General features: G+C 74.5%; 20 protein-coding genes and 1 pseudogene. 11 read left to right on the plus strand and 10 right to left on the minus strand.

Translation table 11 applies throughout. From position 1 onward, the window contains the following. Positions 1–9: 9 nt before the first annotated feature. The 4 genes from VFR90_RS14130 to VFR90_RS14145 form a co-directional block, all read right to left on the minus strand. Positions 10–1,110 (minus strand): S1C family serine protease, encoded by a 1,101-nt coding sequence (locus VFR90_RS14130; protein WP_326406783.1) that lies wholly within the window; start codon positions 1,108–1,110, stop codon positions 10–12. 115 nt (positions 1,111–1,225) lie between these two features. After that, positions 1,226–3,538 carry a hypothetical protein gene (locus VFR90_RS14135; RefSeq protein WP_326406784.1) on the minus strand — a complete coding sequence of 771 codons (2,313 nt, stop codon included), beginning with the start codon at positions 3,536–3,538 and terminating at the stop codon, positions 1,226–1,228. Beyond that, complete coding sequence (gene xerD / locus VFR90_RS14140; RefSeq protein ID WP_326406785.1) at positions 3,535–4,491, minus strand: site-specific tyrosine recombinase XerD; 957 nt, start codon at positions 4,489–4,491, stop codon at positions 3,535–3,537. Before xerD ends, VFR90_RS14135 begins: the two co-directional genes overlap by 4 nt. A gap of 37 nt (positions 4,492–4,528) precedes the next feature. Continuing rightward, the gene (locus VFR90_RS14145) at positions 4,529–5,542 is read right to left on the minus strand and encodes a tripartite tricarboxylate transporter substrate binding protein BugE (protein ID WP_326406786.1); all 1,014 of its coding nucleotides are present in this window, start codon (positions 5,540–5,542) and stop codon (positions 4,529–4,531) included. 476 nt (positions 5,543–6,018) lie between these two features. Between VFR90_RS14145 and VFR90_RS17685 the strand changes: the two are divergent. Further along, positions 6,019–6,468 (plus strand): annotated as a pseudogene (locus VFR90_RS17685) (AEC family transporter); the annotation flags it as partial. Here the strand turns inward: VFR90_RS17685 and queG are convergent. Next, a complete protein-coding gene (gene queG / locus VFR90_RS14155; RefSeq protein WP_414676537.1) occupies positions 6,429–7,658 on the minus strand; it encodes a tRNA epoxyqueuosine(34) reductase QueG in 1,230 nt (409 codons plus the stop codon). The pseudogene VFR90_RS17685 and the gene queG overlap by 40 nt on opposite strands. Here queG and tsaE point away from each other — a divergent pair. Both tsaE and VFR90_RS14165 read left to right on the plus strand, forming a co-directional pair. After that, positions 7,653–8,153 carry a tRNA (adenosine(37)-N6)-threonylcarbamoyltransferase complex ATPase subunit type 1 TsaE gene (tsaE, locus tag VFR90_RS14160; protein ID WP_326406787.1) on the plus strand — a complete coding sequence of 167 codons (501 nt, stop codon included), beginning with the start codon at positions 7,653–7,655 and terminating at the stop codon, positions 8,151–8,153. The genes queG and tsaE overlap by 6 nt on opposite strands. Then, entirely contained in the window at positions 8,153–9,454 is a 1,302-nt protein-coding gene (locus VFR90_RS14165; RefSeq protein ID WP_326406864.1) for an N-acetylmuramoyl-L-alanine amidase, read from the plus strand. Before tsaE ends, VFR90_RS14165 begins: the two co-directional genes overlap by 1 nt. Positions 9,455–9,461: 7 nt before the next feature. On the opposite strand, the gene VFR90_RS14170 is transcribed toward VFR90_RS14165, so the two are convergent. Beyond that, positions 9,462–10,109, minus strand: coding sequence for a DedA family protein (locus VFR90_RS14170; protein WP_326406788.1), 648 nt, complete (start codon positions 10,107–10,109; stop codon positions 9,462–9,464). A gap of 73 nt (positions 10,110–10,182) precedes the next feature. Between VFR90_RS14170 and mutL the strand changes: the two genes are divergently transcribed. The 8 genes from mutL to VFR90_RS14210 are packed head-to-tail and all read left to right on the plus strand — an operon-like array spanning position 10,183 to position 21,010. After that, the gene (mutL, locus tag VFR90_RS14175; RefSeq protein ID WP_326406789.1) at positions 10,183–11,997 is read left to right on the plus strand and encodes a DNA mismatch repair endonuclease MutL; all 1,815 of its coding nucleotides are present in this window, start codon (positions 10,183–10,185) and stop codon (positions 11,995–11,997) included. Positions 11,998–12,029: 32 nt separating this feature from the next. Next, complete coding sequence (locus tag VFR90_RS14180) at positions 12,030–12,953, plus strand: alpha/beta hydrolase (protein WP_326406790.1); 924 nt, start codon at positions 12,030–12,032, stop codon at positions 12,951–12,953. Positions 12,954–13,001: 48 nt separating this feature from the next. Next, positions 13,002–14,288: a pseudouridine synthase gene (locus VFR90_RS14185; protein ID WP_326406791.1), complete on the plus strand. Its 1,287-nt coding sequence runs from the start codon at positions 13,002–13,004 to the stop codon at positions 14,286–14,288. Positions 14,289–14,298: 10 nt separating this feature from the next. Continuing rightward, entirely contained in the window at positions 14,299–15,546 is a 1,248-nt protein-coding gene (locus VFR90_RS14190) for a multidrug effflux MFS transporter (RefSeq protein WP_326406792.1), read from the plus strand. 48 nt (positions 15,547–15,594) lie between these two features. Then, positions 15,595–16,575, plus strand: coding sequence for a tRNA (adenosine(37)-N6)-dimethylallyltransferase MiaA (gene miaA / locus VFR90_RS14195; protein WP_326406793.1), 981 nt, complete (start codon positions 15,595–15,597; stop codon positions 16,573–16,575). Next, entirely contained in the window at positions 16,572–17,237 is a 666-nt protein-coding gene (locus VFR90_RS14200) for an ABC transporter ATP-binding protein (RefSeq protein ID WP_326406794.1), read from the plus strand. Before miaA ends, VFR90_RS14200 begins: the two co-directional genes overlap by 4 nt. Before the next feature lie 18 nt (positions 17,238–17,255). Next, positions 17,256–19,841: an ABC transporter permease gene (locus VFR90_RS14205; RefSeq protein ID WP_326406795.1), complete on the plus strand. Its 2,586-nt coding sequence runs from the start codon at positions 17,256–17,258 to the stop codon at positions 19,839–19,841. Continuing rightward, entirely contained in the window at positions 19,835–21,010 is a 1,176-nt protein-coding gene (locus VFR90_RS14210; protein ID WP_414676541.1) for a lipocalin-like domain-containing protein, read from the plus strand. The genes VFR90_RS14205 and VFR90_RS14210 overlap by 7 nt, the downstream gene beginning before the upstream one ends. Before the next feature lie 7 nt (positions 21,011–21,017). Here the strand turns inward: VFR90_RS14210 and VFR90_RS14215 are convergent, their stop codons facing one another. From VFR90_RS14215 to VFR90_RS14230, 4 genes are read right to left on the minus strand one after another with little or no spacing between them, the layout of a single operon-like run. Continuing rightward, positions 21,018–21,941: a nucleoside hydrolase gene (locus tag VFR90_RS14215; protein ID WP_326406796.1), complete on the minus strand. Its 924-nt coding sequence runs from the start codon at positions 21,939–21,941 to the stop codon at positions 21,018–21,020. Further along, a complete protein-coding gene (locus VFR90_RS14220) occupies positions 21,938–22,846 on the minus strand; it encodes a ribokinase (protein WP_326406797.1) in 909 nt (302 codons plus the stop codon). The genes VFR90_RS14215 and VFR90_RS14220 overlap by 4 nt, the downstream gene beginning before the upstream one ends. Further along, complete coding sequence (locus VFR90_RS14225) at positions 22,843–23,817, minus strand: carbohydrate kinase family protein (protein WP_326406798.1); 975 nt, start codon at positions 23,815–23,817, stop codon at positions 22,843–22,845. Before VFR90_RS14225 ends, VFR90_RS14220 begins: the two co-directional genes overlap by 4 nt. Next, positions 23,814–24,878, minus strand: a complete 1,065-nt coding sequence (locus VFR90_RS14230; protein ID WP_326406799.1) for an ADP-ribosylglycohydrolase family protein — start codon at positions 24,876–24,878, stop codon at positions 23,814–23,816. The genes VFR90_RS14225 and VFR90_RS14230 overlap by 4 nt, the downstream gene beginning before the upstream one ends. Positions 24,879–24,883 lie beyond the last annotated feature (5 nt).

Below are 24,883 nucleotides of genomic sequence, written 5' to 3' on the forward strand. Positions count from 1 at the left end.
CGCAGGCGTTCAGGCGGGCGGCATGCCAGCGGCTTGCGCCGCGTCCTCGATCGGCACCGCCATGCCGATGCCGATGAAGACCGCCTGGTCGGTCGGGTTCAGGATCGAGCAGACGATGCCGACCACCTGGCCGTCCATCGTCACCAGCGGGCCGCCGGAATTGCCGGGGTTCGCTGCGGCGTCGAACTGGATCAGGTTGGTGAGCACCAGGCCGCCGCGCTCGTTGCCCTGCGCGTCCTGGCGCGAGCCGATGCGGTGTTCGCGGCCCAGGCCCGAGACGACGCCGGCCGACACACTCGGCCCGATGCCGAACGGGAAGCCCACCGCCACCACCTCGTCGCCCGGTGCGACGCCGGCGGTCGTACGCAGCGTCGCGGGCTGCAGGTCGTCGGGCACGCGCTTCGGCTTGAGCACCGCCAGATCCTTGTCGGCACGCACCGAGACGATCACCGCCTCGGACTCGCTGCGGTCGTGGAAGGTCAGCACGATCCGCTCGGCGCCGGCCACCACGTGCCAGCTGGTCAGCACCGTGCCGTCGTCGGCGATCACAACGCCGGTGCCGACCGCGCGCCCCGGCCTGGCGGGATCGGCGCCGGGCTTCGGCGCCTCCGGGTTCGGCCCTTCGGCTTTCGGGTCGGTCGCCATCTCGGCAGGCTTCTTCGGCTCGGCCGGATTGCCGCGCACGAGCACGATCGAAGGCATCACCGTCGCCGCCGCGCGCGCGGCGCGCGAGGGCAGGTTCTTGGTCTCGAGCGTGTGCAGCACCGCGGCGTCGATGTCTTCCTGGCTGAACACGCGGGCCTGGTCGCGCCACGGCGCCGCGACGAGCACGCCGAGCGTCACCGCGAGCAGCAGCGCCGCGAACGCGGCGTAGCGCGCGCCGCGGCGGCTGATCGTCAGGGGCTCGGAACGCTTCGGCGGCTTGGGCGCCCGGGCCGGCTTCGCGTCCGGCTCGATGGCGGGATGGCGCGCGGACATCGCCGCGCTCGCGACCGACACCGCCGGCGCCACGGCGCCTGCGCGCGCGCCGGCCGAGCGGCTGTAGAGCGTCGCGCGCCGGCGCGGGGCGGGCGTCGATGCGCCGGCGGATGCATCGTTCGACGAGCTCATCGCGACTCCTCGGCTCGACGGCGTGCGCGGCCCGCACGCCAACGAGGCGACAGTAGCACGCGACATGCCGCCCCGGCCCGCGGGCACGTGGCTTGGGCCTGCGGCCCGCTCGGGTTCAGCGACGCAGCAGCAGGTGCATCGCGTCGGACGGCAGCTCGATGCGGATCGAGCCGTCGGCCGCGTCGCGTTCGAGCAGGCGCGTGGCGAGCGGCTCGCCGTTCGCGTCGAGCACCACCGCCTCGCGCAGCCGGCTGTCGAACAAGCGCAGCACGACGTTCGACCGGCGCACGCGCCACGGCGCCGCGCCGTGGCTCTCGATGAGCCGGGCGTCGATGCGGCGCTGCGCTTCGCCCGGCGCAAGCGTCGTCGCGCGCTCGGCCCAGCCCTCGGGCCGTGCCGGCGTCGCGACCTGCACCAGCACCCGCCCGGCCTGCACGAGCGGCTGCCCGTCAAGCGACACGACCGCCACCGCCGCGAAGGCGTCGCGCGAGGCGATCTCGACGTCGCCGAGCCGCTGCGGCCCCGCGTGCGCGAGCCGGCCGACCACCGCCTGCGCCCGCGGCGTGTCGATGCGCAGCAGCCCCAGCGTGTCGTCGAGCCGGAACTCGCGGCCGGCGGCGCGCTGCCTCGCGGCGTCGGCGAGCTTGACCTCGGCACGACCGGCCTCGAAGCGCACGACGACCGGCCCGGCCAGGAAGCCGCGGGAGGACGCCGCGCCTTCGGCCGCCTGCCCGACGCGCGGGCCGGCGCCGGCGTCGCGGTTCGGATCGAAGCCGTCGCGCTCGGCCAGCGCCGGCGATTCGCGCTGCCAGAGCGCCGCGAGCGGCCGGCTTTCTTCCACGGCGACCGGCGCGGTCGGCATGTCGCCGCGCCGATAGATCAGCGCGGCGGCCGGGAACTGCCCGAGCAGCTCCGGTGTCGCGAAGCTCCACTTCGCCTGCGACGCCAGGAAGCCGTTGGCCGACATCGGCGGTGCGTAGCCCTCCGACTCGGTCGCGAACCACATGTAGCCGGCGACCCCGGCGCGCGCCGCATGCGCCGCCACCAGCAACGGCCCCTCGACCGCCCAGGCATGCGGCATCACCCACGTGCCCTCGCTGACCACGATCGGCCGGCCGCCGCTGCGCCGCACGGCGGTGGGCAGCAGGCCGGGATCGAGCAGCGCGCTCGGGCTCGTGTAGCGGTCGCCGGCGGCCACCGCCCAGGCTTCGTTCGGCCCTTGGTGGACGCCGGTGTTGTAGCGGTTCACCGCATCGACCTCGCCCGGCCCGTAGCTCCAGCGCTCGGCATCGTTCAGCCGCTCCGCGCTCGCGGTGCGCCAGTTGCCGGCGTTGATCAGCGTGCGCGCGCCGACCTGCCCGCGCAGATGCTCGACGATCTCCTCGTTGAACCCGTGCATCGTGCGTGCGAGGAATTCCGTCTGGTCGGCGACGCGCGCCGCGCGGCCGGGCTTGAGCGCCGAAGCCGGCTGGGTCATCAGCCACCAGTCGAGCAGCGCGACGCGGGCATCGCCGTCGCGCGCATCGCGCTCGCCTTGCCACGCGCCGCGTGCCTTCTCGATCGAGCCGTGCTTGCGCACCGCGAACGCGGCGAACTGCGCTTCGAGCGCCTCGCGCTGCGCGCCCTGGATCGCGCCGGCGGTCCAGAACAGCAGGCTGTCCTCGTTCTGCAGCTGCAGCAGCGCCAGCGCCGGCTCGAGGGCGAGCGGCACGCCGGTGTAGGGATTGGGCGGCACCAGCAGCTTCGCGAGCCAGGTCTTGTAGGCGGCGCGCAGCTGCGGGTCGAAGAACAGCAGCCCCCAGGCCGGCTGCTGCGCGCCGCCGCCGATGCCCCAGTGCGCGGCGAACTTCATCCACGCCGCCCAGTAGGGCGACAGCGCGGTGTAAATGCCCTCGCGCTTCATCGCGGCGACGGTGCGCCAGATGCCGTCGCGTTCGCGCTCGTCGATGTCGTCGAGCGCGGCCTTCGGCGTGCGTTCGAGGTCGGGGGCGATCTGCCGGTGCAGCCGCACGAGGTTGACGCCGCGCTTCGCGAGGAAGCGGGCGTGGCGCGCGAGATCGGGCGCGGCTTCGGGCCACAGCGGGCGCTTTTCGTGGGGGCGCCGGCCGACGTCGCTGTTGACGGCCCAGAAGCGCAGCGGCCGGCCGTCGCCGCGCGCGAAACCGCCCTGCCCGTCCGCACGCACGAAGCCGGTCTCGCCGGCGACCGCTTCGTTCATCGAGCGCAGGTCGAGCAGCGCGTCGGGCGAGAAGCGGTCGGGCGGCGGTGCGAAGCGCCAGGTGCCGGCGTCGTCGTCCCAGCGCTGCGGCTCGAACGGCGGCTCGAGCGGAGCCGCGTCCCGCACGACCTGGCCGCGCTTGAGCCAGCCGGCACCGAGCGCGAGGCCGGCACCGGCTGCAGCGAGCGCGGCCGCGGTGCGTCGTCTCATCCGCGCGGATGGTGCGCCGCGTGCAGCTGCTTCAGCCGCTCGCGCGCCACGTGGGTGTAGATCTGCGTCGTCGAGATGTCGGCGTGGCCCAGCAGCATCTGCACCGCCCGCAGGTCGGCGCCGTGGTTCAGCAGATGGGTCGCGAAGGCGTGGCGCAGCGTGTGCGGCGACAGCGGGGCCACGATGCCGGCGTGCCGCGCATGCCGCTTGACGACGAGCCAGAAGGCCTGCCGGGTCATCGCGTGGCCGGCGCGGCTCGCGCGCGCGGTGACGAACAGCGCGTCGCTCGTGGCGCCCTTGGCGGAGCCGGGCCGCCGGCCGAGGATCGCGGCGCGTGCCTCGTCGAGGTAGCGCACGAGCCACGCGCGCGCCTCCTCGCCGAAGGGCAGCAGCCGCTCCTTGCTGCCCTTGCCGGTGACCTGCAGCGCGTTGTCGGCCAGGCTCAGGTGCACGCTCTTCAGCCCGACCAGCTCGCTCACGCGCAGGCCGCTCGCGTACATCAGTTCGAGCATCGCGCGATCGCGCAGGCCGAGCGGCGTCGCGGTGTCGGGCGCGGCGAGCAGCGCCTCGACCTGCGCTTCGGTGAGCGTCTTCGGCACGCGCGCCGCCTGCTTGGCAGGCTCGAGGCGCAGGGTCGGATCGGCCGTCAGCCGGCCTTCGCGCAACGCCCAGCGGAAGTAGCGCCGGAACACGGCGAGGCGCCGGTTCGCGCTGGTCGCCTTGCTCGCCCGGTGGCGCGCGGAGGCGTAGGCGAGCAAGTCGTGCTCGGTGGCCTCGTCGAGGCCGCGCCCCTGGTGCGCGGTGAGCCAGGCGGCGAACTGGTTCAGGTCGCGCCGGTAGGCCGCGAGCGAATTGGCGGCAAGGCCGTCCTCGATCCACAGCGCGTCGACGAAGCGGTCGATCGCTGCGGTGCTGTCATCGCCGACGGCGCCGGCATCCGTGCTCGCAGGCATGCGGTGCAGTGTGCCTGCGCCGCATGCCGAAGCCGGATCATTCGAGCTTGAGCTTCTGCTTCTCGACCACGCTCTTGTAGACGTCGAACTCCGCCTTCGTCTGCTGCGCGAACTGCTCCGGCGTGTTGCCGACGATCAGCGAGCCGGTGTCCTCGATCTTCTTCTTGACCGACGGGTCCTCCAGCGTCTTGCGCACCGAGGCGTTGACCTTGTCGACGACGTCCTTCGGCAGGCCCTTCGGCCCGTGGATGCCGTAGTACGCCATGCGGTTCACGCCTTCGAGGCCGACTTCCTTGAACGTCGGCACGTTCGGCAGCGCGGCCAGCCGCTCGGGCGCGGCGACGACGATGGCGATCAGCCGGCCGTCCTTGATGAAGGGCAGCGCCGAGGGCAGGTTGTCGAAGATCATCGGCACCTGGCCCGCGACCGTGTCGTTCAGCGCCGGCCCGGCGCCGCGGTAGGGGATGTGGGTGACGAAGGTGCCGGTGAGGCTCTTATAAAGCTCCATCTGCAGGTGCCCGATGCCGCCGGTGCCCGAGCTGGCGAAGCTGTACCGCCCCGGGTTCTTCTTCAGCTCGGCGACGAAGCTCTTGTAGTCGCGCGCCGGGAAACTGGGATGCACCGCGATCACGTTCGGCGTCGCGGCGATGTTGATGATCGACGTGAAGTCGGTCAGCGGGTTGTAGGGCGTCTTCGGGTTGATCGCCGGGTTCGACGCGGTGGTCGAGACGGTCGCGATGCCGAGCGTGTAGCCGTCGGGCGCGGCCTTCACGATCTCGGCAGCGCCGATGATTCCGCCGCCACCGGCCTTGTTCTCGACGAGCACCGTCTGGCCCAGTGGGCCGTTGAGCTTCTCCGAGACGACGCGGGCAATGATGTCGGTCGTGCCGCCCGGCGCGAACGGCACCACCAGCCGCACCGGCTTGGCCGCCGGGTAGGCCTGCGCGCGGGCATCGCCGATGCCGGCGCCGACCAGCGCCGCGGCCAGCGGCAGCGAAGTCGCAAGGATGAAACGCCGGCGCGCCGGGGCCACGAAGGACAGCTTGGACATCGGATCTCCTGTAGCGAGTGTTCGAAAGGCAGCAGCGGCCACTTTGCCCGCTCCCACGACGGATGCCGAGCGAGGAAACCCCTTCGGGCAGCACGTAAGCTCGACCGGTGCACGACCTGTTGTTGCTGCTGCCCGATTTCCTGTTGATCGTCGTCGGCTTCGTCGTCTGCCGCGCCACCGCGCTGGGCCGGCCGGTCTGGGAAGCGGCCGAGAAGCTCGTGTACTACCTGCTGTTCCCGGTGCTGCTGTTCACGTCGATCGTGCGCAACCCGTTGCAGCCCGGCGACGCGCTCGCGCTGGCGGGCGCGGGCCTCGCGACGGTGGCGCTGGGCGTCGCGCTCGCCTGGCTGCTCGGCCGCTGGCCGGGCGTCGACCGGCGCCTGCATGCCTCGGGCGCGCAGACGGCCTTCCGCTTCAACTCCTACGTCGCGCTTGCGATGGCGGAGCGCCTGGGCGGCGCGGGCGGCGTCGCGCAGATGGCGATCCTGGTGGCGGTGTGCGTGCCGGTCTGCAACGCCGCCGCGGTGCTGCCGCTCGCGCGCGAAGGCGGCCAGCCGCTGCTGCGCGAGCTGGCGAAGAACCCCTTGATCCTGAGCACGCTTGGCGGCCTCGCCGCCAACCTGCTCGGCCTGCGGCTGCCCGACGCGATGGGCACCACGCTGCAACGCATCGGCGCCGCGGCGCTGCCGCTCGGGTTGATGGCGGTGGGCGCCGGCCTGCAGTTCGGCGGGCTCACCGCCGCACCGAAGCTCGCCGCGGCGCTGCTTGCGATCCGCCATGCGGCGCTGCCGGCGTTCGCGCTCGCACTCGGCCTGTGGCTCGCGCTCGACGCCGCGCAGTGGACGGTGCTGGTCGCGTTCGCCGCGATGCCGACGGCCTCGAGCGCCTACGTGCTCGCGGTGCGCATGGGCGGCAACGGGCCGTTCGTCGCCGGCCTCGTCACCGTCTCGACGCTGCTCGGCATGCTGACGCTGCCGGCATGGATCGCGATGCGGGCGGGGCTCGGCTGACGCTGCGCCAGCGCCCAGTCGATGTGCTCGCGCAGCATCGGCGTGGCCGCCTCGCGCCCGGCCTGCAGCGCCGCGGCGATCGAGGCATCGCCGCTTTCGCGCCAGGCGTTGCCGAGCGCGACCGCCAGGTTGCGCTGCCATCGCGCGTGGCCGATGCGGCGGATCGCGCTGCCTTCGGTGCGGCGCAGGAACTCCGCCTCGGACCATGCCCACAGCTCGACGAGCTGCGGCTCGGCGATGTCCGAGCGCACGTCGAAGTCGGCGAGGCTCGCGCGCTGCGCGTACTTGTTCCAGGGGCACACCAGCTGGCAGTCGTCGCAACCGACGATGCGGTTGCCGATCGCCGCGCGCAACGCGACGGGGATGGGGCCGTCGTGCTCGATCGTCAGGTAGCTGATGCAGCGCCGCGCGTCGAGTCGTCGCTCGCCGACGATCGCCTGCGTCGGGCAGACGTCGATGCACGCGCGGCAGCTGCCGCAGTGCGGCTCGGCCGGCGCCGTCACGGGCAGCGGCGCATCGACGTAGATCTCGCCGAGGAAGAACATCGAGCCGCGCTCGCGCGACAGCAGCAGCGTGTGCTTGCCGCGCCAGCCGAGTCCGCTGCGCTGCGCGAGCTCGACTTCGAGCACGGGTGCCGAATCGACGAACACGCGATGGCCCAGCGGGCCGAGCCGGCCGGCCAGCGCGTCGGCCAGCTTCTGCAGGCGTGCGCGCAGCACCTTGTGGTAATCGCGGCCGCGGGCGTAGATCGACACGCCGGCGCGGCGCGCGTTGCGCAGGCGGTCGAACTCGATCGCCTGCCAGCCCTCGCGCGTGTCGCGCGGCAGGTAGTCCATCCGCGCGGTGACGACGCGAACCGTGCCCGGCACCAGCTCGGCCGGCCGCGCGCGCTTCAGGCCGTGCGCGGCCATGTAGTGCATCGAGCCGTGGAAGCCCTGTTCGAGCCAGCCGAGAAGACCCGGCTCCGCCTCGGACAGATCGATCCCGGCCACACCGATCTGGGAAAATCCGAGCCGCTGCGCGTCCTCGCGCAGCCCATCGAGCACGTTGACGACAGGCCTGCCCGTCCCCTCGCCCACCGTCGCGCCGTGCCCTGCTTCATGCATGCATCGATTCTAGAAACGCGCTTCGCCACCTGGCCCGACGAGGCCGCCTGCGCCGCCGCCGCGCAGCGCCTCGCGGTCGAGCCGGCGACCCTGCATGCCACCGTCGAACTCGCCGGCCCGCTCGGTGCCGGCAAGACGACCTTCGTTCGGCACCTGCTGCGCGCATTCGGCGTGCGCGGCCGCATCAAGAGCCCGAGCTATGCGGTGGTCGAGCCTTACGAACTGCCGGCCGGGCGCGGTGCGGCATGGCACTTCGACTTCTACCGCTTCGAGCGCGGCAGCGAATGGGAAGACGCGGGCTTTCGCGACCTCTTCGCGCAGCCGGGGCTCAAGCTCGTCGAATGGGCCGAGCATGCGAGGGACCTGCCGCGCTGCGACCTGCGCATCGAGCTGAGCACGCGGCAGGACGAGGGGCGCGACGTGCGCTGGGCGGCCTTCAGCGAACGCGGCCTCGCGCTGATCGACGCCGTCTCGACCGCGGGAGCCGAGCGGTGATCCACCGCCGGCGCTGGCTCGGCGCCGCCTGCGGCACGCTGGTGCTGTCGCTCGGGCCCGCGCAGCTCGCGTTCGGCGCGACGCTGTTGGCGGTGCGCGTGTGGCCGGCGGCCGACTACACGCGCGTCACGCTCGAATCGGACACCGCCTTGCAGGCGCGGCATTTCGTCGTCGGCAATCCGCACCGCGTCGTGATCGACATCGAGGGGCTCGAGCTCGACGGCGCCTTGCGCGAGCTGGTCGGCCGCATCGCGCCGGGCGATCCCTACATCGCCGGCGTGCGGGTCGGCCAGACGCGGCCGCGCGTCGTGCGGCTCGTCATCGACCTGAAGCAGCCGACGCTGCCGCAGGTGTTCACGCTCGAGCCGGTCGCGGCCTACCGCCACCGGCTGGTGTTCGACCTGCATCCCACGGCCGAGCGCGACCCGCTGCTCGCGCTGCTGAACGACAAGGCCACGGCCGACCGGGCGGCCACGCCTTCGGAGCGCGCCGCCTCCGCGGTGCAGGACGCGCTGGGCGACCTGATCGGCCGCATCGAAGGCCGCCCCGGCGCGCCGGCCGCCGAGCCGCCGGCGGCGCCGAAGGCCACCGACCGCTTCTTCGTCGTCGCGATCGACCCCGGCCACGGCGGCGAGGACCCGGGCGCGATCGGCCCCACCGGCCTGCGCGAGAAGGACGTCGTGCTGCACGTCGCGCGCGAACTGCATCGGCGCATCAATGCGCGCCCGAACATGCGCGCGATGCTCACCCGCGACGCCGACTTCTTCGTGCCGCTGCACGAGCGCGTGCGCAAGGCGCGGCGGGTGCAGGCCGACCTGTTCGTCTCGATCCACGCCGATGCCTTCGTCAAGCCGCACGCGCGTGGCGCCTCGGTGTTCGCCTTGAGCGAATCGGGCGCGAGCAGCGTCGAGGCGAAGTGGCTCGCGAACAAGGAGAACGCGGCCGACCTGATCGGCGGCGTGAACGTGAAGGTGAAGGACGCGGCGGTCAACCGCGCCTTGCTCGACATGAGCACCAGCGCCCAGATCAAGGACAGCCTGCGCCTGGGCGCCGAGGTGCTGGGCCGCATCGGCCGCGTCGGCCGGCTGCACAAGCGCAACGTCGAGCAGGCCGGCTTCGCGGTGCTGAAGGCGCCGGACGTGCCCTCGATCCTCGTCGAGACGGCATTCATCTCGAACCCCGACGAGGAAAAGCTGCTGCGCAGCGAGGACCACCGCGAAAAGCTGGTCGACGCGCTGCTGGACGGGATCGAGCGCTACTTCGCGAAGAACCCGCCGCTCGCGAAGCGCAGGCAGGCCTGAGGCTCGCCTAGGCGGCGGAGGCGCGCTGGCGCCCGCGCCAGGCGCCCACCAGCGCGATCACCCCGGGGATCAGGATCAGCGCCCAGATGATCTTGTCGAGGTTGCTCTTCACCCACGGCACGTTGCCGAAGACGTAGCCGGCCAGCACGATGCTCAGCACCCACAGCAGCGCGCCGCCGACGTTGTAGGCGCTGAACTTCGTGCGGTTCATCTCGGCGACGCCGGCGACGAAGGGCGCGAAGGTGCGGATGAAGGGCATGAAGCGCGCGAGCACGATGGTGATGCCGCCGTGCTTCTCGTAGAAGGCGTGCGCCTGGTCGAAGGCGCGCCGGTTGAACCAGCGCGACTGCTCCCACTGGAAGACCTTCGGCCCGAAGTGACGGCCGATCAGGTAGTTGCACTGGTCGCCGAGGATCGCCGCGACCAGCAGCACGCCGATCGCCAGCGGCAGGCTCATCAGCGCCGCCCCGCACATCGCCCCGACGACGAACAGCAGCGAGTCGCCCGGCAGGAAGGGCATCACCACGACGCCGGTCTCGACGAAGACGATCGCGAACAGCAGTGCGTAGACCCACACCCCGTGGTCCGCGACGAAGGCGGCGAGGTGCACGTCGACGTGCAGGATGAAGTCGATCAGCGCGGTGGCGAGTTCCATGGGGGCGCGATTATCCCGACCGCCTCGTGACGCCCGGCCCGTCGGGGCCGGCGCGATTCCTAGAATCGCGCCGATGCACGCCGGAGCGCCCGTTTCCACCGCCGCGCGCCGGCCCATCCGCGCGCTGCCCGAGGAGCTGATCAGCCAGATCGCGGCCGGCGAAGTGATCGAGCGGCCCGCCTCGGTCGTGCGCGAGCTGGTGGACAACGCGCTCGATGCCGGCGCCACCGAGATCACCGTGCGGCTCGCCGCCGGCGGCGTGCGCGCCATCGCGGTCGAGGACGACGGCAGCGGCATCCCGGCCGACGAGCTCGCGCTGGCCCTGCAACGCCATGCCACCAGCAAGATCGGCTCGCTCGCCGAGCTGGAGAGCGTCGCGACGCTGGGTTTCCGCGGCGAGGCACTGGCGGCGATCGCCTCGGTCGCGGAGGTCGCGATCACCAGCCGCGCCGCGGGCGCGCCGCATGCGCTGCGCCTCGACGCGCGCTCCGGCGAGCTGGCGCCGGCGGCGCGCGCGACCGGCACCACGGTCGAGGTGCGCGAGCTGTTTTTCGCGACGCCGGCGCGCCGCAAGTTCCTGAAGACCGACGCGACCGAGCTCGCGCACGGCGTCGAGGCGGTGCGCCGGCATGCGATCGCGCACCCTGAGGTGGCGTTCTTCGTGTGGCATGACGGCAAGCCGGTCGCGCAATGGCGCCGCGGCAGCGCCGAGCAACGGGTGCGCGACGCGCTCGGCGAGGACTTCCTGCGCGGAAGCCGCGCGCTCGACGCAGCGGCCGCCGCGCGCGCCGTGCCGCTGCGCGGCCCGAACGCCGTGTGCGGCCTCTCGGGCCGCGTCGGCCTGCCCGATGCCGCGCGTGCCCGCGCCGACCTGCAGTACCTCTACGTCAACGGCCGCCACGTGCGCGACCGCCTCGTCGCGCATGCCCTGCGCAGCGCCTACGACGACGTGCTGCACGGCCAGCGCCAGCCGAGCTGGCTGCTCTTCATCGAGCTCGACGCGACCCGGCTCGACGTCAACGTGCACCCCGCCAAGATGGAAGTGCGCTTCCGCGACGGCCGCGCGATCCACGAGGCGGTGCGCCGTGCCGCCGAGGCGGCGCTCGCGCTGCCGCGCGCCGAGGTCGCGCGGCCGGCGCTGTTCGAGCCCAACGAAGCTTCGGCGCCGGTCGCCTACCCCGCCCCGGCGAAGCAGCAGCCGCTGCGGCTGGTCGCCGGGGAGCCCCGCTTCGCGTGGCCCGGCGAGCCCGCGGCGGCGGCGGTGCCGCCCGACGCGCCCGTCGATCGGCCTGCCGGTCAACCGCTGGGCCGAGCGCTCGCGCAACTCGGCGGCATCTACATCCTCGCGGAGAACGACGAAGGCCTGGTGATCGTCGACATGCACGCGGCGCACGAGCGCGTCGTCTACGAGCGGCTGAAGGCCGCGCTCGCCGAGCGGCAGGCCGACGGCATCGAGGCGCAGCCGCTGCTGATCCCGGCGAGCTTCGCCGCGACCGCGGCCGAGATCGCCGCCGCCGAAAGCCACGTCGAGACGCTGCGCCGGCTCGGGCTCGACGTCGCGCCGCTGGGGCCGGGGATGCTGGCGGTGCGCTCGCAGCCGGCGGCGCTGGGCGGCGGCGATGCGGTCGCGCTCGCCCGCGCGGTGCTTGCCGAGCTGGCGCAGCACGAAGCCAGCGAGGCCATTGCCCGCGCGCAGCACGAGATCCTCTCCAGCATGGCCTGCCACGGCGCGGTGCGTGCGAACCGCCGGCTGACGATCGACGAGATGAATGCGCTGCTTCGTGACATGGAGCGCACCGAACGCGCCGATCAGTGCAACCACGGACGGCCGACCTGGCGTCAACTCACGTTGAAGGACCTCGACGCGCGCTTCCTCCGGGGCCGCTGACCCACCTCTTCCGCCGTCTTCTCCTCTGGCCGATGCAGTACCCGACCGTCCGACTCCGCCTTCCCCTCCTCCGCCGCCCGGCTCGCCGCCTGGCCGCCCTCCTTGCGCCGCTGCTCGCCCTGGCCGTCTTCGTCGGCTGCTCCACGCTCGACGAGCGGCAGCGCGAGTGGATCTTCCGGCCCGTCACCGAAACGCCCTGGGCCGGGCCGAACGCGACGCTCGGCATGGAGGACGTCTGGATCGATTTCGCTTCAGCCGAGACCGGCGCGCGCTCGCGGCTGCATGGCGTGTGGCTCGCGCGCGCACAGGCGGATGCGCCGGTGTTGCTTTACCTGCACGGCGCGCGCTGGGACGTGACCGGCAGCGCGAGCCGCGTGCGCCGCATGAGCGAGCTCGGCTTCAGCGTGCTCGCGATCGACTACCGCGGCTTCGGCAAGAGTTCGGCCGCGCTGCCTTCGGAAGCGCTGGCGCGCGAGGACGCGCGCATCGCCTGGCAGTGGCTCGCCGCACGGCAGCCGGCCGCGCCGCGCTACATCTTCGGCCACTCGCTGGGCGGCGCGATCGCGGTGGACCTGGCGTCGCGGGTGACCGACGAGGCCGGGCTGATCGTCGAAGGCAGCTTCACGAGCATCCCCGACGTGTTCGCGAGCATGCGCTGGGGCTGGCTGCCGCTCGGGCCGCTCATCACGCAGCGCTTCGAGGCGGTCGAGCGCATCGGCGAGGTCGGTGCGCCGGTGCTGATCGTCCACGGCAGCAAGGACACCCTGATCCCGCCGGCGCTCGGCCGCTCGCTGTACGACAAGGCCGCGCAGCCCAAGCGCTGGCTGCTGGTGGACGGCGGCTCGCACCACAGCACCAACGCGGTCGGCGAGGCGGCCTACCGCGAGGCCCTGCACGAGCTGTTCGGGCTGGGTGGCGCGGGCGTCCTGCCGCCCTTGGGCGCAGCGAGTCCTTAGCGTCCGCGCACCGGGGCGTCGCGGGTCGCATGCTCCAATCGAGCGACCATGGCGACGATCAAGTTGAACAAGCAACGCGCGGCGCAACCGCCGGGCACGAAGCGCGCGCCGCTGCGCGCGGGCGGCATCAAGCGCGTGCATCCGACGCTCGCGCAGGCGCAGGCGGAGCGCGCGGAACGTGCCGAGCGGAACGAACGCGACGAGCGACGCCCGCGGCCCGGCGAGCGCGCCGAAACCGGCCGGCCGCGGCGCAACCCGAACGATCGCGGCGCCCCGGCGGCGCGCGACGAGCGCCGTGGCCGCGCCGACGCACACGCCCCTTGGCCTGACGAGCGCCGTCCTCGCCCCGAGGCGCGCGGCGTGCGGCCCGACGAGCGCCGTCCGCGTCCTGAAGCGCGCGGCGTGCGGCGCGACGACAGCCGTCCGCGTGCCGAAACACGCGGCGTGCGGCCCGACGAGCGCCGCGCTGGGCCGGTGCGAGCGCACGGCGCGCCGCCGCGCGCCGACGATCTGCGCGCTCGCGCGCCGCGTCCTGCCCCGCGTGCTCCGGCCCTGCCGGCCAGCGCCGCCGACGAACTGCCCCGCCTGTCCAAGCGCATGAGCGAACTCGGCCTCGCGTCGCGCCGCGAGGCCGACGAATGGATCGAGCGCGGGCTGGTCCGCGTCGACGGCGAGGTGGTCGACCAGCTCGGCGCGCGGGTGCATCCCGGCCAGCGCATCGAGGTCGATCCGATCGCGCGCAGCGAGCAGGCCAAGCGCGTGACCATCCTGCTGCACAAGCCGCTGGGCATCGTCAGCGGCCAGGCTGAGGACGGCCACCTGCCGGCCGCGACGCTGGTCAACGCGGCGAGCCGCTGGAGCGGCGATCACCAGCCGATGCGCTTCCACCCGAGCCAGCTGCGCCACCTGGTGCCGGCCGGCCGGCTCGACGTCGATTCCACCGGCCTGCTGGTGCTCACGCAGGACGGCCGCGTCGCGAAGGCGCTGATCGGCGCCGACACGAAGATCGAGAAGGAGTACGTCGTCCACGTCGCCTGGGCCGAGCAGCCCGGCGCCGCCGACCTGAAGCAGGCCTTCCCGGCCGACCGGCTCGAGCAGCTGCGCCACGGCCTCGAACTCGATCGCCAGCCGCTGAAGCCGGCGAAGGTCTCGTGGGCGAACGAGCAGCACCTGCGCTTCGTGCTGCGCGAAGGCAAGCGCCGCCAGATCCGCCGCATGTGCGAGGCGGTCGGCCTGCAGGTGCTCGCGCTCAAGCGCATCCGCATCGGCCGCGTGGGCCTGGGGGAGATGGCGCCCGGCCAGTGGCGTTACCTCGGCCCGTTCGAGACGTTCTGAACGGGCGCCGATGGCCGTCGTCGAGCAGCCGAGCGCAACCCCGATCGCCGCTCCCGCCCGCGAGCGCGTGCAGGGCAGGACGGCGATCGTCGCGCTGACGCTGCTGCTCGGGCTGCAGCCGGTCTCGACCGATCTCTACCTGCCCGCGCTGCCGGCGCTGCGCGCCGCGCTCGGCGCGAGCGCGGGGCAGGCGCAGTTCAGCCTGTCGGCGCTGCTGCTCGCCTTCGGCTTCGCGCAGCTCGTCGCCGGCCCGCTCGCCGATCGCTACGGCCGACGGCCGCTACTGCTGGGCGGGCTCTCGCTGTACGCGCTGGCCGGTTTCGGCGGCGCCGTGGCCGCGTCGATCGAAGCGCTCGTCGCATGGCGCGCGGTCCAGGGCGTCGGTCTTGCCTGCGCGGTGGTGTGTGCGCGCGCGATGGTGCGCGACCTGTACGCGCCGCGCGACGGCATGACGGCGATGTCGCGCGGCCTCACCGGGCTCGGGATCGTTGCGCTGGCCTGCCCGCTGGCCGGCGCGCTGGTGGCGGTAGGACTAGGCTGGCGCGCCACGCTCGCGGTGCTCGGCATCTACGCGGCCGGGGCGCTCGGCTTCGTCGCGCTGCGGGTGCCCGAGACGGCACCGGCGCTGCGGCTCGACGCGCTGCAGCCTGCCAGGCTTGCCGCCGCGTGGTGGCGCATCGTTCGGCACCGCCAGTTCCGCGCCTACACGGCGCTGACGGCTTGTACCTACGGCGGCGTGTTCGCCTTCCTGGCCGGCTCGCCGTTCGTGCTGATCGAGGTGCTGGGGCGGTCGAGTCTCGATTGCGGTCTCGTGGTCGCGAGCAGTTCGGTCGCCTATGTCGCGGGCACCGTCGTCTGCCGGCGCTGGCTGGCGCGCTTCGGACCGCGCGGAACGGTCGCGCGCGGCGCCTGGCTGAGCCTTGCCGGCGGGCTCTCGATGGCGGCGCTGGCGGCTGCCGACGTGCGCAGCATCTGGGCAGTCGTGCTGCCACAGCTGCTGTATGCGGTGGGCCACGGCCAGCACCAGCCCTGCGGGCAGGCCGGCGCGGTCGGCGCCTTCCCCCAGGAAGCGGGCGCGGCGGCCTCGCTCGCCGGCTTCGCGCTGGCGGTGACCGCCTTCGCGATCGGCTCCTATCTCGGCTGGCGCTTCGACGGCACGCCGCGCGCCCTGGCCTACACGGTGGGCGGCTGCGCGGTGGCGACGGCGCTCGTCGCCTGGACCTGGGTGCAGCGCGATGGCGAGCCTGCGCAGGTCTGAGGCCGTGCGCCCGCGCGGCCGCAGCCGCGCGCTCGCGCGCCGTGCGGCATGAAGCCGCTCGAAGTGATCGCCCTCGCCGGCCCGACCGCCGCCGGCAAGACCGCCGCCGCGCTCGCGCTCGCCGAGCACCTGCCCCTCGAAGTGATCTCCGTCGACTCGGCCCTCGTCTACCGCGGCATGGACATCGGCACGGCCAAGCCCAGCCCAGCCGAGCGTGCGGCGCTGCCGCACCACCTGATCGACCTCGTCGATCCGGCCGAGAGTTACTCCGCCGCGCGCTTCGCCGCCGATGCGCGCCGGCTCGTCGCCGCGATCCGCGCACGCGGCGCCTGGCCGCTGCTCGTGGGCGGCACGATGCTGTACTTCAAGGCGCTTTGGGACGGCATCGACCCGCTGCCGCCCGCCGACGCGGCGCTGCGCGCGGCGATCGACGCCGAAGCCCGCGAGCGCGGCTGGCCGGCGCTGCACGCGCAGCTGGCGCAGGTCGATCCGCTCACCGCGGCACGGCTGGCGCCGCGCGATGCGCAGCGCATCCAGCGCGCGCTGGAAGTGCATCGCATGACCGGCCGGCCGATGTCGAGCCTGACGACGGGCCGCTTGACGCGCGACTTCCAAGCCGAGCGTTCCGCGCCGGCCGGCATCGCGCTGATCTCGCTCGAACCCGCCGACCGCGGCTGGCTGCACCGGCGCATCGGCGAGCGCTTCGCGGCGATGCTCGACGCCGGGCTGATCGACGAGGTGCGCGGCCTGCGCGCGCGCGCCGACCTGAACGCCTCGCTCGCGTCGATGCGCTGCGTCGGCTACCGGCAGGTGTGGGAGGCGCTCGATGCGGGCGCCGACCTGGAACGCGGCAGCGCCGCATGGCACGAGCTGCTCGAACGCGGCAGCGCGGCGACGCGGCAGCTCGCGAAGCGGCAGATGACCTGGCTGCGCTCCATGCCATGGCGGCAGGTCGTCGCGTGTGACGCGGCCGATGCCGCCGAGCAAGTCCTGCGCTCGGTGCTCCCGATGACCGGCTCGCACCGATGACGCCGTTGCTTCGTGTCGAAGGCCTGGCCAAGCGCTACGGCGACAGCGCCGTCTTCGAGCAGGTGTCGCTCGAACTGCGCGCCGGCGAATTCGTCGCGCTGCTCGGCGAATCGGGTGTCGGCAAATCGACGCTGCTGCATGCGATCGCCGGGCTCGACACGGTCGACGCAGGCAGCGTCCGGCTCGACGGCGCCGAGGTCACGCGCCTCGCCGAGCCCCAGCAGGCCGCGCTGCGCCGGCGCGCGCTGGGCTTCGTCTTCCAGGCCTTCCACGTGCTGCCGCACCTGAGCGTCGCCGACAACGTCGCGCTGCCTCTGCTGCTGCTGGGCCACAAGCGCGACGCCGCGGCACCGCGGGTCGCGCAGATGCTGGCCGGTGTCGGCCTCGCGGGCCTGGGCGACCGGCTGCCGCAGCAGCTTTCCGGCGGGCAGCTGCAGCGCGTCGCGATCGCGCGCGCGCTGGTGCACAAGCCGCGGCTGATCCTCGCCGACGAGCCGACCGGCAACCTCGACGCCGGCACCGCCGACAAGGTGCTCGATGCGCTGGTCGCCGAGCTCGAGCGCGAGGGCACGGCCTGTCTGCTCGTCACCCACTCCGCCGCCGCCGCGGCGCGCGCCGATCGCGTGCTGCGCCTGACCGCGAGCGGCATCGTCGCCGCCTGAGCCGGGCCCCCCGCCGCGATGCGCGCCACCGCCGCCCTGCCTGTGCTGCTCGGACAGCTCTCCTGGCCCGAGCTGCGCCACCACCCGCTGCGCCATGCGGCCGCGGTGCTCGCGGTGACGCTCGGCGTCGCGCTCGCGTTCGCGGTGCAGTTGATCAACGGCTCGGCGCTCGCCGAGTTCGGCGCGGCGGTGCGCAGCGTCAACGGCGAACCCGACCTCAGCGTGCGCGCCGGCACCGGCGGCTTCGACGAAGCGGTCTACGGCCGCGTGGCGATGCACCCGCAGGTGAGCCTCGCCTCGCCGGTCATCGAGATCGACACCTACGCGCTCGATGCCTCGGGCCGGCGCCGCCCGATCAAGCTGCTCGGGCTCGACCCGCTGGTCGCGCCGGCGCTGTCGCCGGGCCTGCTGCCGCGGGTCGATGCGCGGGCCGTCGGCACGGACGACCGGCTCGCGATCCTCGACCCGACGCGCGTCTTCCTCAATGCCGCGGCCGAGCGCACGCTGGGCCTGCAGCCGGGCGATCGGCTGCAGCTGCAAAGCGGCCTCGGCCAGCGCGTATTCGCGGTCGCCGGGCGCGTCGCCGCCGGCGGCGCGGCGCTCGCGGTGACCGACATCGCCGGCGCGCAGACCGCGTTCGACCGGCTGGGCCGCATCGACCGCCTCGACCTGCGCCTCGCGCCCGGCGCCGACGCCGCCGCGCTGCAGCGCGAGCTGACGCTGCCCGAAGGGCTGCGCGCGGCGACGCCGCAGCAGAGCGAGGCGCGGCTGTCGAACCTGTCGCGCGCCTACCGGGTGAACCTGACCGTGCTCGCGCTCGTCGCGCTGTTCACCGGCGCCTTCCTGGTGTTCTCGGTGCTGAGCCTGTCGGTCGCGAAGCGCCAGCCCCAATTCGCGCTGCTCGGCGTGCTGGGCCTGGCGGCGCGCGATCGCCTTGGGCTGGTGCTTGCGGAGGCGCTCGTGCTCGGCGGTGTCGGCAGCGCGCTCGGGCTCGCGGCCGGCACCGCGCTCGCGTACGCGGCGCTGCACTGGCTCGGCGGCGATCTCGGCGGCGGCTACTTTCCCGGCGTCGCGCCGAGCCTGCGCTTCGACGCGCTCGCGGCGCTGATCTACGGCGCACTTGGCGTCGCGGCCGCGCTGGTCGGTGCGTGGCTGCCGGCGCGCAGCGCGCAGCGGCTCGCGCCGGCGCAGGGCCTGAAGGGGCTGGGCGACGTCTTCGTCGCGCGCGCGCGCGGTACCGCGTCGCCCCAGGCCTGGGCCGGGCCGGCCTTGATGCTCGCCGGCGCGCTGCTCGCGCTGCTGCCGCCGATCGGCGGGCTGCCATTCGCGGCCTACGTCGCCGTGGCCCTGCTGCTGGTCGGCGGCATCGCCTGCGTGCCGGCGGGCGTCGGGCTGCTGCTGAAGCTGGCGCCGCGGCCGTCGCAGCCGCTGCTGCTGCTCGCCTTCGAACGCGCGCGGCGCCTGCGGCACAGCGCGACGATCGCGGTGGCCGGCGTCGTCGCGAGCCTGGCGCTGGCCGTCGCGCTGACGGTGATGGTCGCGAGCTTCCGCGACGCGGTGACGCAGTGGCTCGACGTGGTGCTGCCGGCCGACCTGTACGTGCGCACCGCGCCCGGCGGCGCGCCCGGCGCCGAGGGCGCCTGGCTGCCGCCCGACTTCGTCGAGGCCGCGCTCGCGATGCCGGAGGTCGCGCGCGGCGAGGCGCTGCGCGCGCTGTCGCTGCCGCTCGATCCGGCCCGGCCGGCCGTCACGCTGATCGCGCGCCCGCTCGCGGATCCGGCGCGGTCGCTGCCGCTGGTCGGCGAGCTCCTGCCGGCCGATGCGGCGCTGCCCAGCCTCTACGTCAGCGAGGCGATGGTCACGCTCTACGACGCGCGGCCGGGGACGACGCTCGCGCTGCCGCTGGCCGGCGGTTCGCGCCGCTTCTTCGTGCGCGGCGTGTGGCGCGACTACGCACGCCAGTTCGGCGCGGTCGCGGTCGATCGCGGCGACTTCGTCGCGCTCACCGGCGACGACCGCGTCAACGACCTCGCGCTGAGCCTCATGCCCGGCGCCGCTCTCGATGCCGTGCAGCAGCGCCTGCGCGAGCGCGCCGCGCAGCTCGCCGCGCCGGACGGCACCGCCGCGCCCCAGGAGCCGCTCGAGTTCGCGCGCGCCAGCGAGATCCGCGCGATCTCGCTGCGCATCTTCGACCGCAGCTTCGCGGTGACCTACTGGCTGCAGGCGGTGGCCATCGGCATCGGCCTGTTCGGCATCGCGGCCAGCGGCTCGGCGCAGGTGCTCGCGCGGCGCAAGGAGTTCGGGCTGCTCGCGCACCTGGGCTTCACGCGGCGGCAGGTGCTGGCGGTCGTCGCCGGCGAAGGCTTCGCATGGACGACCGCGGGCGCGCTGCTCGGCACGCTGCTCGGCCTCGCGGTCAGCGTGGTGCTGGTGCACGTCGTCAACCCGCAGAGCTTTCACTGGACGATGGAGCTGCGGCTGCCGCTCGCGCGGCTCGCGGCGCTGGCGCTCGCGGTGGTGGCCGCCGGCACGCTGACGGCGGTGGTGGCCGCGCGGCACGCCGCGTCGCGCGACGCGATCGCCGCGGTGAAGGAGGACTGGTGAGGCGCCCGGCTCGGCGCGAGCTGTTGGGCGCGGCGCTGGCGCTGCTCGCCTCGCGCCGCGCGGGCGCCGCCGCGCCTGCCGGCACCCCGCGCCCTGCGCCCGCACCGGCAGCCGAGCCGCCGCCCGCGCGCGAGCCGGGCGCCGTGCGCCCGGGCGCGCCGCTCGCGTTCCCGCGCGACTTCGGCTCGCATCCGCAGCAGGCGATCGAGTGGTGGTACATCACCGCCGCGCTCGACGTGCCCGGCAGCGCCGAGCCCTACGGCGGGCAGATCACCTTCTTTCGCAGCCGCACCGGCCTCGCCGCCGATTCGCCGAGCCGCTTCGCCGCCCGGCAGCTGCTGTTCGCGCATGCGGCGATCACCGATCCGCTCGCGCGCCGGCTGCGCCACGACCAGCGCATCGCCCGGGCCGGCTTCGGCATCGCCGAGGCCTCGACCGCCGACACGCAGGTGCGCCTGCGCGACTGGAGCCTCGCGCGCCTGCCCGACGCGAGCGCGCCGGCCGGCCACCGCTACCGCGCCGTCGTCGAGGCGAACGCCGCGGCCGGCTTCGGCTACGAGCTCGACTTCGTCGCGACGCAGCCGGTGCTGCGCCAGGGCGACGGCGGCTATTCGCGCAAGGGGCCGCAGCCGGACCAGGCGAGCCTGTACCTCAGCGAGCCGCAGCTCGCGGTGCGCGGCAGCCTGCGCATCGAGGGCCGCACGCTGACGGTCACCGGCCGCGCCTGGCTCGACCACGAATGGAGCGACGCGCTGCTCGCGCCCGACGCGGTCGGCTGGGACTGGATCGGCATGAACCTCGACGACGGCGGCGCGCTGACCGCCTTCCGGCTGCGCCGCGCCGACGGCAGTGCGCTGTGGGCGGGCGGCAGCTTCCGATCGGCCCGCGGCGAACTGCGCAACTTCGGCGCCGACGAAGTCGGCTTCGAGCCGGGGCGGCGCTGGCGCAGCGCGGCGACGCAGGCGGTCTACCCGGTCGAGTGGCGCGTCGACACGCCCGCCGGCCGCTTCGAGGTGAAGGCGCGGCTCGACGCCCAGGAGCTCGACGGCAGCGGCTCGACGGGCAGCGTGTACTGGGAGGGCCTGTCGGATCTGCTCGACGCGCGCGGCGCGCGCGTCGGCCGCGGCTACCTGGAGATGACGGGCTACGCGAACCGGCTGCGGTTCTGAGCCGCGCTCACGGCAGGCGCGCCAGGCATTGCGCCACCAGCGCCAGCAGGCCGGCGGTGTCGACCTGCGTGTGCACGCGCGCCGCGCCGCGCGCGAGCGCGATCGAGCCGGCGATCGGCTCGCCGCGCACCTGCCCCTGGCTGTCGCCGGGCGAGGCGTCGACGTCGAGGCGCCACGACTGCGAAGCGAACAGCGCGGGGCGCAGCAGCCACGCGAGCGGGCAGGCGTCGTGCAGCAGCGCGTCCTGCGTCGCGTAGGCGCGCAGCATCCGGTGCGCGAGCGCCGCGCAACGCCCGTCGAGCGCGGCCAGCGAGTCGATCCAGGCGGCGGACATCACCGCCTTCGAGGTCACGTCAAGCCCGAACAGCTCGACCTCCGCGCCGGCCGCAAGCACCACCTGCGCCGCCACCGAGTCCGCGTGGAAGTTGAACTCGGCGCGCGGCGTGACGTTGCCGGGGCAGGTGACCGCGCCGCCCATCACCACCACCGAGCGCGCACGCCGCAGCAGCCCGGGCCGGGCGCGCTCGGCCAGCGCCAGGTTGGTCAGCGGCCCGAGCGCGACCACGGTGACGCTGCCGGCCGGCCCGTCGCCCAGCGTGCGCAGCAGGAAGCTCGCCGCCAGCTCGGCCTGCGCGGCCGGCGGCGCATCGATCGCGACGCCGCCGAGGCCGTCTTCGCCGTGCACGAGGTTGCAGCGCGCCGGGTGCGGCGCGAGCGGCTGCGCGGCGCCGGCATGGACCGGCACATCGGTGCGGCCGGCCGCGCCGAGCACGCGGCAGGCGTTGGCGGTGGTGGTCTCGACCGGCCGGTTGCCGGCGACACAGCTCACGCCGAGCAGCCGCAGCCGCTCGGGCGACGCGGCGGCGACGAACAGCGCGAGCGCGTCGTCGATGCCAGGGTCGCAATCGATCACGACATCGAGCGCGCTCATCGGACCGCCCCCTCGATCTCGGCGCGCGTCGGCTGCGCGGCCTGCACGCCGTGCTGGCGGCAGGCGAGGCTGGCGGCGGCGGTGGCGTGCGCGAGCGCATCGTCCAGCCCGGCGCCTTCGTGGAAGGCGGCGGCGAGCACGCCGCAGAAGGTGTCGCCGGCGCCGGTGGTGTCGCAGACCGCTACCGGCAGCGCGGCCGCCGTGCCGCGAGCGCCCGACGGCGTACAGGCGAGCGCGCCTTGCGCGCCGAGGGTCGCGATCACCGTGCAGCCGGTGGCCGCGGCGACGCGCTCGATGCAGGCCTCGGGCGTCGGGGCCTCCAGGCCCCGCGACGCCGCCAGCGCCTGCAGCTCATGGCGGTTGACGACGAGCCAATCGATGCAAGCGGTGTCCAGGCCCGCCAGCCCGTGCGCCGGCGCCAGGTTCCACAGCACGCGGCCGCCGCAGCCCTTGACGCGCCGCGCGAGCGCGAGCGACTGCGCCGCCGGCACCTCCATCTGGAGCAGCAGCACGCTGGTGTCGGCCGCGCCCTGGGCGCCGATCCAGTCGGCGCACGGCGCCTCGTTGGCGCCGGGCGAGACGACGATCGCGTTCTCGCCGTCGTCGGCCACGTGGATCGTCGCGACGCCGGTAGCCGCGCCGCGCAGCCGGCGCACCGCGCGCAGATCGACCGCGCCGTGCTGCAGGCCGGCCAGCGCGATGCCGGCGAAGTCGTCGTCGCCGACCGCGCCGGCCAGCCGCACCGGCACGCCGTAGCGCGCGGCCGCATGCGCCTGGTTCGCGCCCTTGCCGCCGGGTGCGAGGCGCAGCGCGCCGCCCATCAGCGTCTCGCCGGGCTGCGGCAGGCGCGGCACGCGGATCACGAGGTCGAGGTTGATCGATCCGAACACGAGCAGCGATCTCAAGGGCGCGCCTCCAGTTCGGCGGCGATGCAGGCGGCGGTGCGCGACTGCTGCACCTCGGCGACGCTCTGCGCGCTCAGCGTCACGGCGCGCGCGCCGGTCGCTTCCACGCACAGGCACGCCGCCGCGCAGCCCTGCGCGAGCGCGGCCTGCAGATCCGCGCCTCGCAGGTGGGCGGCGAGGAAGGCGCCGTTGAAGCAGTCGCCGGCACCGGTGGCGTCGACCACGCGCGCGCGGTAGGCCCCCTGCAGCGCGGCGCGACCCTGGTCGTCGACGGCCAGCGCGCCGAGCGCGCCGAGCGTCACGACGAGCACGCGCGCGCGCGTCGTGCGCCGCAGCGCCTGGGCGGCCTCGATCGTCGCGGCGCGGCCGGCCACCGCGAAGAAGCCCGACTCGTTGAAGAACATCAGGTCGGCGCTGCCGGCCACCGCCGTCCACACGCCGGGCGCGGCCACCACCGCGCGCTCGATGTCGACCGCGAGCTCGGTGCCCGTGCCGCGCGCCGCGGCGGCGAGCCGGTCGAGCGCGGCGGCGTCGTACGGCACGGTGTAGACGCAGCGGGTGCTGCGCAGCATCGCGCCGAGCTGGTCACTGCGGTCGGCGGTGTCGCGCGCGGGCACGAAGGTGATCGCGCGTTCGCCGCCGTCGGCGACGTAGACGATGGCGGTCGCGGTCGAGACGCCGCTGCGGCGCGACAGCCAGCCGCAACCGACGCCGTAGCGCTGCAGCTCGCTGAGCAGGAAGCCGCCTTCGGGGCCGTCGCCCAGGCTGCCGAACATCGCCACCGCCAGCCCCAGGCGGCTGGCCGCGCAGGCGGCGTTGGCCTCGGTCCCGCCGGCGAAGCGCTGCGCCGACGCGCCGAGCTGCTTGTCGTCCCAGCGCGGCAGGCGCGAGCCGCGGATCACGATGTCCAGCACCGGATCGCCGACCGCGACCAGGTCGTAGCGCCCGGTACCCGTGGCCGGCGCGTTCATCGCGGCACCTCGGCGGCGGGCTGCGCCGCGATCGCGGCCAGCCCCTCGGCCAGCGCGTCGAGCGCGTAGTCGGCACGGTTGGCTTCGATGAACTCGGCCAGCAGCGCCGCCGGCAGGCGCCGCTCGCCGACCATCGCGCCGACGATCGCGCCGGCCATCGCGGCGATCGAGTCGGTGTCGTTGCCGATCGACGAGGCCAGCGCGATGGTGCGCAGCGGGTCGCCCTTCGCATAGGCCAGCACGCCGATGGCCGCCGGCACCGATTCGGCGGCAAGCACCGAATTGCCGACCTTGCGCTCGATCTCGGCGAGGAAGCGCAGGTCGTCGCCGCCGGCGCGGCCCGCGATCTCCAGCGCCATCTCAGCGCGGGCGAGCACCTGCGGCCCGGCGACCGCACGGGCGCGCTCGCGGCCGAGCCGTTCGCCGATCGTCGCGCCGCGCAGGCAGGCGCCGAGCACGCCGTCGAGGCCGTCGCCGGCCATGGCCTGCGCGCAGCCGGCGGCGATCGCGCAGGCCGCGGAGATGGCGACGTCGGTGTCGTGCGAAGGCAGGCAGGTGACGAAGGCCTGCTCGCAGGCGGCCTCGAGGTCGCCCGGATGCACCAGCCCGCAGGGCGCGACCCGCATCGCCGCGCCATTGGTATTGCCCACCGTGGTCATCTTGCGGCTCGAGCGGCCGATCACGCCCACGCGCGAGACGTCCTCGCCGCGGCGCAGCGCCTTGACGATGCCCTCGGTGCTCGGCCCCATGAAGCCGGCCTTCGGGCAGGTGTCGGCCCAGTCGAGCAGGCAGGCGATCCAGCCGGCGCGGTCGAGCGCGCCGCCGCCGGCGACGAGCGCGCGCGCGAGGTAGTACATCTGGCTCGCGTCGTCGGTGACCTCGGCCGATCGGCCGCCGTTGGCGCCGGCGAAGGTGTCGGGCGGCGGCGTGCCGAAGCGGGTGACGAGGCCGCCGTGCGCTTCGGCGATCTCGGCGATCGTCCATTGTTCGGTCTGGGCCCCGAGTGCATCGCCCATGCCGGCGAGGAACAGCGAGCCGCGGATCCTGTCGAGCGTGTCCATGTCGA

Source organism: Methylibium sp. (assembly GCF_035762065.1).
Lineage (GTDB): Bacteria > Pseudomonadota > Gammaproteobacteria > Burkholderiales > Burkholderiaceae_C > Methylibium.

Coding starts and splice junctions, on each gene's coding strand:
- queG (WP_414676537.1), bottom strand. CDS start 7,658: ATGCATGAAGCAGGGCACGGCGCGACGGTGGGCGAGGGGACGGGCAGG.
- VFR90_RS14135 (WP_326406784.1), bottom strand. CDS start 3,538: ATGAGACGACGCACCGCGGCCGCGCTCGCTGCAGCCGGTGCCGGCCTC.
- VFR90_RS14180 (WP_326406790.1), top strand. CDS start 12,030: ATGCAGTACCCGACCGTCCGACTCCGCCTTCCCCTCCTCCGCCGCCCG.
- VFR90_RS14185 (WP_326406791.1), top strand. CDS start 13,002: ATGGCGACGATCAAGTTGAACAAGCAACGCGCGGCGCAACCGCCGGGC.
- tsaE (WP_326406787.1), top strand. CDS start 7,653: ATGCATGCATCGATTCTAGAAACGCGCTTCGCCACCTGGCCCGACGAG.
- VFR90_RS14215 (WP_326406796.1), bottom strand. CDS start 21,941: ATGAGCGCGCTCGATGTCGTGATCGATTGCGACCCTGGCATCGACGAC.
- miaA (WP_326406793.1), top strand. CDS start 15,595: ATGAAGCCGCTCGAAGTGATCGCCCTCGCCGGCCCGACCGCCGCCGGC.
- VFR90_RS14130 (WP_326406783.1), bottom strand. CDS start 1,110: ATGAGCTCGTCGAACGATGCATCCGCCGGCGCATCGACGCCCGCCCCG.
- VFR90_RS14200 (WP_326406794.1), top strand. CDS start 16,572: ATGACGCCGTTGCTTCGTGTCGAAGGCCTGGCCAAGCGCTACGGCGAC.
- VFR90_RS14205 (WP_326406795.1), top strand. CDS start 17,256: ATGCGCGCCACCGCCGCCCTGCCTGTGCTGCTCGGACAGCTCTCCTGG.
- VFR90_RS14225 (WP_326406798.1), bottom strand. CDS start 23,817: ATGAACGCGCCGGCCACGGGTACCGGGCGCTACGACCTGGTCGCGGTC.
- VFR90_RS14230 (WP_326406799.1), bottom strand. CDS start 24,878: ATGGACACGCTCGACAGGATCCGCGGCTCGCTGTTCCTCGCCGGCATG.
- VFR90_RS14190 (WP_326406792.1), top strand. CDS start 14,299: ATGGCCGTCGTCGAGCAGCCGAGCGCAACCCCGATCGCCGCTCCCGCC.
- VFR90_RS14170 (WP_326406788.1), bottom strand. CDS start 10,109: ATGGAACTCGCCACCGCGCTGATCGACTTCATCCTGCACGTCGACGTG.
- VFR90_RS14145 (WP_326406786.1), bottom strand. CDS start 5,542: ATGTCCAAGCTGTCCTTCGTGGCCCCGGCGCGCCGGCGTTTCATCCTT.
- mutL (WP_326406789.1), top strand. CDS start 10,183: ATGCACGCCGGAGCGCCCGTTTCCACCGCCGCGCGCCGGCCCATCCGC.
- xerD (WP_326406785.1), bottom strand. CDS start 4,491: ATGCCTGCGAGCACGGATGCCGGCGCCGTCGGCGATGACAGCACCGCA.